Here is a 6,770-nt window from a genome sequence, read left to right as displayed (position 1 = left end):
CTACTACACGCCGACGAGGAACTGGTCGGCGTACCACCTCCACTGGGCCCCCTCCGGTGGCTCGTGGACCGCTGTTCCCGGCACCAGGATGGAGTCCGCCTGCGCCGGCTGGGTGTCGCTGACCGTCGACCTCGGCTCGGCCACCACCTGGCAGGCCACCTTCAACAACGGCAACGGCGTCTGGGACAACAACAACGGCGCCAACTTCCAGCTGGGGACGGGTGACATCACCGTCAAGGACGGCGCCGTCGCGCACAGCGACCCCTGCGCCGACACCGGCCCCGTCGAGGGCACGGCCGCGACGGTGTACTACTACACCCCGACCGTCGACTGGTCCGCGTACAACCTCCACTGGGCCCCGGACGGCGGCTCCTGGACGACCGCCCCCGGCATCGGCATGGAACCCGCCTGCGCCGGCTGGGTGTCGCTGACCGTCGACCTCGGCTCGGCCACCACCTGGCAGGCCACCTTCAACAACGGCAACGGCGTCTGGGACAACAACAACGGCGCCAACTACCGGCTCGGCAGCGGCATCAGCACGGTCAAGGACCGTACGGTGACCAAGGACGCCGCCGACCCCTGCGCCGAGGCCGAGCCCGACACCACCGCCCCCACGGCGCCCACGGGCCTGACCGCGCAGGCCACCGGCACCTCCGTCGTCGTCAGCTGGCAGGCCGCCACCGACGACACGGGCGTCACCGGCTACCGGCTGACCCGCACCGGAGGCACCAAGGGCAGCTCCGTCACCACGGTCACCTCCACCGTGACCACGCAGACGGGCCTGGAGGCCGATACGGCGTACTCGTTCACCGTCCACGCCCTGGACGCCGCCGGCAATGTCTCCGCCGCCTCCGCCCCCGCCACCGCGACCACCGGCACCGCACAGGAGCTGCCGACCGGCGAACCCCTGGGCGGCGACCCCCGCAAGGACCCCGTCTACTTCGTCCTCACCGCCCGCTTCAACGACGGCGACCCGGACAACAACCGCGGCGGAAGCCAGCACACCAAGTCGGGCAACGCCGCCAACGACGACCCCATGTTCCGCGGCGACTTCAAGGGCCTGGTCCAGAAACTGGACTACATCAAGGGCCTCGGCTTCTCCGCCGTCTGGATCACCCCGGTCGTCCTGAACCGCTCCGACTACGACTACCACGGCTACCACGGCTACGACTTCTACCGGGTCGACCCGCGCCTCGAATCCGCCGGCGCCTCCTACCAGGACCTGATCGACGCCGCCCACGCCAAGGGCATGAAGATCTACCAGGACGTCGTCTACAACCACAGCTCGCGCTGGGGCGCGAAGGGGCTGTTCACGCCCACCGTCTACGGCGTACGCGACTCCCAGTGGAGCTGGTACTACGACCAGCGTCAGGACGGCTTCGAGTACGACGGCCTGACCGTCGAGCCGGTGTCCGGCAAGTCGTACTACAACGGCGACCTGTGGTCGACCGCCGAACCCACCGGCAACACCTGCGTCAACTGGGGCGTGCCCACCGGCGGCAAGAGCCCCGAGGGCTACACGCTCTACAACTGCCAGTGGCCGAGCCCCACCTCGAAGATGTTCCCCGCCGCGCTGTACCACCAGTGCTGGATCGGCAACTGGGAGGGAGAGGACTCGCGCAGCTGCTGGCTGCACGAGGATCTCGCCGACCTCAACACCGAGAACACCCAGGTGCAGAACTACCTGATCGGCGCCTACAACAAGTACATCGACATGGGCGTGGACGGCTTCCGCGTCGACACCGCCGTCCACATCCCCCGGGTGACCTGGAACCGCCGCTTCCTGCCCGCGATCCAGCAGCGCGTCACCGAGCGGTTCGGGGCGGCGAAGGCACAGGACTTCTTCGTCTTCGGCGAGGTCGCCGCCTTCGTCAACGACAAGTGGAACCGCGGCTCCGTGAACCACTCCGCGCAGTTCTACACGTGGAAGGAACGCCGGGAGTACAGCGCCGACGACGCCACCGCCGCCATCGAGCAGTACGACTACGAGAACGGCCAGGGCACCGGGAACCAGCCCACCTCCGACAACGCCTTCCTCAACGGCAACAGCTACCACGCGCCCGACCACAGCCGCTTCTCCGGCATGAACATCATCGACATGCGCATGCACATGAACTTCGGCAGCGCCTCCAACGCCTTCCACAACGGAAAGGATTCGGACGATTCCGTCAACGACGCGACGTACAACGTCGTGTACGTCGACAGCCACGACTACGGCCCCAACAAGTCGGCCAACCGGTACGCCGAGGGCACCGACGCCTGGGCCGAGAACATGTCCCTGATGTGGACCTTCCGTGGCATACCGACCCTCTACTACGGCTCCGAGATCGAGTTCAGGGCAGGCCAGAAGATCGACTGCGGGCCCAGCTGCCCCCTGGCGACGACGGGCCGCGCCTACTACGGCTCCCACCTGTCCGGCAGCGTCACCGCCTCGGACTTCGCAGCGGTCGACAGCGCGTCCGGGCAGGTCGCGACCACCCTGTCCCAGCCCCTGGCCCGGCACGTCCAGCGGCTGAACCTGATCCGCCGGGCCGTGCCCGCCCTCCAGACGGGCCAGTACTCCACCGCCGGCGTCTCCGGCGACATGGCGTTCAAGCGCCGCTACACCGACGCCGCCACCGGAGTGGACAGTTTCGTCCTGGTCACCGTCTCGGGCGGGGCCACCTTCACCGGCATCCCGAACGGCACCTACAAGGACGCCGTGACCGGCGCGATCAGGACAGTCACAGACGGCACGCTCGGCGTGGACGCCCCCGGAAAGGGCAATCTGCGGGCGTACGTCCTGGACCTCGGCGGCGCCAACGCGGCACCTGGCAAGATCGGCACCGACGGCCCGTACCTGAAGTGAGCCCCAGCCGCTGACAGGACCCATTCCGGTGCCCCGGCCGTCCGAACCAGGCAAGTACGGTCGGGGCACCGGCTCTCCCGTGCCCCTGGCCTAGTCTGTGCGCAGCCCATGTGCGCAGACCGTCATGCGAGCGGCCGAGGAAAGAGAGCACGATGCCCGGCACCGGGACACCAGGCGGTGGCGTCACCGTCACCCGCAGCACCCTGCGACAGCAGATCGCGGACGCGCTGCGGGACGAAGCGCTGGCGGGGCGCCTCTCCCCGGGGCAGGAGTTCACGGTCAAGGAGATCGCCGAACAGTACGGCGTCTCGGCGACCCCCGTCAGGGAGGCCCTCGTCGATCTCGCCGGCCAGGGCCTGCTCGACTCCGACCAGCACCGCGGCTTCCGCGTCCACGAGTTCACCGTCGCCGACTACCGCAACATGATCGAGGCCCGCTCCTTCATCGCCGAGGGCATCTTCCGGCGCTGCGCCGAGGACGGCATGCGGCCGCCGCGGGACCCGCGGGTCATGGTGTCGGTGCGGCGCCGAGCCGCCGAGGCCGAGCGGGCCGCCACGGCCGGCGACCTCAACGTCCTCGTGGGCTACGACATCCGGTTCTGGCGCGAGGTCGGAGCCCTCGTCGACAACAGTTACGTCTCCGACTTCCTGCACCGCATCCGCGTCCACTGCTGGGTCTTCGCCGTGCCGTACCTGCGCCGCGAGCCCGATCTGCGGGGCCGGCTGTGGGCCGGGCACGGGGCGCTGGCCGACGCGATCGCCCAGTGCGACGGCGAGACGGCCCGCGCCGTGGTCGCCGAGCACAACCGCCACGCGCGCCGGCTCGTCGACGACCTGGCCGGTGAGTGACCTCCTGTGACCCCAGGGACTTCCGCGACACCTGTGTCCGCCGCGGGCACCCCGGCCACGCCCGGGGGCCCCGGCGCCGTCGATCTGAGCTTCGTCGACCTGAGCATCGTCGTTCCGGCGTACAACGAGGAGCGGCGCCTCGCCCCCACACTGCGGACGATCCGCGCCCACCTCGGCTCCGACCCCGGGCGCTGGGGCACCTGGGAACTGATCGTCGTCGACGACGGCTCCACCGACCGCACCGCCGAGGTCGCCCGCGAGGCCGCCGCGGCAGAGCCCCGGATCAAGGTCCTCACGAGCGGACGCAACCGCGGCAAGGGCCACGCCCTGCGCCAGGGAGTCGCCGCCACCCGGGGTCGCCGCGTCCTCGTCACCGACGCCGACCTCGCCACCCCCATCGAGGAACTCGACCGCCTCGACAAGGAACTCTCCGAGGGCACCGCCGCCGCGCTCGCCTCCCGCGCCCACCCGGACTCCGCCATAGAGCACCGCCAGCACCGGCTGCGCGAATGGCTCGGTCGCAGGGGCAACACCCTGATAAGGGCGCTGGCCGTGCCCGGCATCAGGGACACCCAGTGCGGCTTCAAACTCTTCGAGGGCGACCCGGCACGCGAGGCCTTCGCCGCCTCCCGGCTCGACGGCTGGGGCATCGACGTCGAGATCCTGCACCACTTCCGCGCCTCGGGCCTGCGGATCGCCGAAGTGCCGGTGCGCTGGTCGCACCAGCCGGGCTCCAAGGTGAGGCCGCTCGACTACGGGCGGGTCCTCGTCGACCTGGCCCGGCTCAGGGCCCGCTCGCTGCGCCCAGCCGACCTTGCCGTGCCCGTCCTGTTCCTGCTCTGCTCGTTCCTCCTCTACGGGCACCTGTGGACCGACCTCGGCGGCGGCTACCTGCGCGACAGCCTCCAGGACCAGAACCAGTGGGAGTGGTTCTTCGCCGTCACCGCCGACAACGCCGCCCACCTGCGGAACCCGCTGTTCACCACGCTCCAGGGCTTCCCCGACGGCGTTAACCTGATGGCGAACACGACGATGCTGGGCCTGTCCGTCCCGCTCACCCCCGTCACCCTCGCCTTCGGCCCGACCGCAACCTTCGCCCTCGTCCTCACCCTGGGCACGGCGGCCACCGCCGGCGCCTGGTACTGGCTGCTGGCGAAACGCCTGGTCGCAAGCCGCTGGGCGGCCGCCACCGGCGCCCTGCTCTGCGCCTACGCGCCGCCGATGATCTCCCATGCCAACGCGCACCCGAACTTCGTGGTGCTGTTCATGATCCCGCTGATCATCGACCGGGCACTGCGCATCGCCGAAGGCGGCGACATCGGACGCCACGGGGTGGTCCTCGGCCTCTTCGCCGCGTACCAGATCTTCCTCGGCGAGGAACCGCTGCTGCTGGCCGCGCTCGGCATGCTGCTCTTCGCGCTCTTCCACGCCCTGGTGCGCCGGGACGTCGCGCGCGCCGCCGCCCTGCCGCTCGCCAAGGGCCTCGGCATCGCCGCCCTTACCACCTTCCCGATCATCGCCTACCCCCTGACCTGGCAGTTCTTCGGCCCGCAGAGCTACCAGCACGTGGAGCACGGACAGGTCGGCAACAGCCCGCTCGCGCTGCTCGCCTTCTCGGCGCGCGCCCTCGCCGGCGACGATGAGACCGCCGGCGCGCTGTCCATCAACGTCACGGAGCAGAACGCCTTCTACGGCTGGCCGCTGGTGCTGCTGGCCTTCGCGATCACCGTACGGATGTGGGAGAGCCCCGCCGTCCGGGCGCTCTCCCTGACGGCCGTGACCGCCGCGTTCCTGTCGCTGGGGGAGGAGTTCCGCATCCCCCTGACGGACATGGTCCTCCCCGGCCCCTGGCAACTGCTCGCCCACCGGCCGCTCTTCGAGTCGGTGATCGAGTCGCGCATCGCCATGATCTGCGCCCCGGCGCTCGGGGCGCTGCTCGCCCTCGCCGTGGACCGGCTGCTGATCGCGGAGCGCCGTCCCGACCGCCTCCTCGGTCTCGCCGGCGTCGCGGTCGCCCTGCTGCCGATCGTCCCCACCCCGCTGGTCGTCGAGGACCGCCCCGAGGTGCCCGCCTTCATCACCTCCGGCGCCTGGCGCGGTCACGTCGGGGAGGGCGAGACCCTCGTCCCCGTACCGCTGCCCGACCCCGGCAGCGCGCACGCCCTGCACTGGCAGACCACGGCCGATCTCGGATTCCAGGTGCCGCGTGGTTACTACATGGCTCCCTGGGGCACTGAACGTCAGGGCGGCTACGGCGCTCCGCCGCGCCCGACCTCCACACTGCTGCGGGACGTCCGCTACTCGGGCAGCGTGCCGGAGATCGGCGAACTGCAGCGCGCCCAGGCCCGCGAGGACCTGGAGTACTGGAGGGCGGGGGTGCTGGTGCTGGCTCCGCAGGACAACGAGGAACAGCTCAGGACCGCTGTGGAGCGACTGCTGGGGGAACCCGGGGAGCGCGTCGGGGGCGCGTGGGTCTGGGACGTGGGCGCGCACCGCTGACGACGGCGCCGAAGGGCGCCGCACCCGCCCCTTCGCGGAGCGTGCGGCGCGCACTACGCTGTCCCGACCAGAGCCGACCGGAGCGAGACGAGGAACTCTCTTGGCCTGTGACCTGTGGCTTGTTCCCCTGGTCGATGTGCTGTGCCACAGCCCCGACAATCCTTTCGCCGAGGAGATCGCGGCGTACGACAAGGCACTCGGCGAGGCCGGACTTCCGCCCGTCCCCGTCTTCGCCTACATGCCGGGACTCTCGGGGGACGTCGCGCCCGTCGCCGGGTTCGACTACGACGCCCTGCACTTCCTGCGCCGCGCCTACCTGCTCCAGATCTGCCGTCTGCCGGTGACACCTGTCGACGAACTCGGCGGCGACTACGAGCAGTTGCTGGAGATGTTCGAGACCACCGCGCAGCAGTCCCATCTGGTCTGGCACTACGACCACGCGGGCGCCTACGTCCCCGTGGACTTCGCGACCCCGCTCTCCAACGAGGAACTGCTCGCGGGCGGCGGGCCGTTGGGCTCCACCCAGGGCCTGCTGCGCGAGCTGGAGTTCGTCGCCCCGGCCATCGGTATCGACC

4 protein-coding genes are annotated in these 6,770 nt (G+C 70.5%); all 4 read left to right on the top strand.

The features are described 5' to 3' along the window. A partial coding sequence (locus tag GUY61_RS32160) for a carbohydrate binding domain-containing protein (RefSeq protein ID WP_166633856.1) occupies positions 1–2,848 on the top strand: 2,848 nt, incomplete at its 5' end. Between the two features lie 152 nt (positions 2,849–3,000). After that, positions 3,001–3,696 (top strand): GntR family transcriptional regulator, encoded by a 696-nt coding sequence (locus tag GUY61_RS32155; protein ID WP_166633855.1) that lies wholly within the window; start codon positions 3,001–3,003, stop codon positions 3,694–3,696. Positions 3,697–3,729: 33 nt separating this feature from the next. Beyond that, positions 3,730–6,195 (top strand): glycosyltransferase family 2 protein, encoded by a 2,466-nt coding sequence (locus GUY61_RS32150; protein WP_313896972.1) that lies wholly within the window; start codon positions 3,730–3,732, stop codon positions 6,193–6,195. Positions 6,196–6,295: 100 nt separating this feature from the next. Continuing rightward, positions 6,296–6,770: hypothetical protein (locus GUY61_RS32145; RefSeq protein ID WP_166633854.1), on the top strand; the 475-nt coding region annotated here is incomplete at its 3' end.

The sequence above is a fragment of the Streptomyces sp. GC420 genome, from assembly GCF_009916105.1.
Classification (GTDB): Bacteria; Actinomycetota; Actinomycetes; order Streptomycetales; family Streptomycetaceae; genus Streptomyces.
Note: the sequence above shows the minus strand (reverse complement) of the source record. Positions and strands in the feature narration are given on the sequence as shown.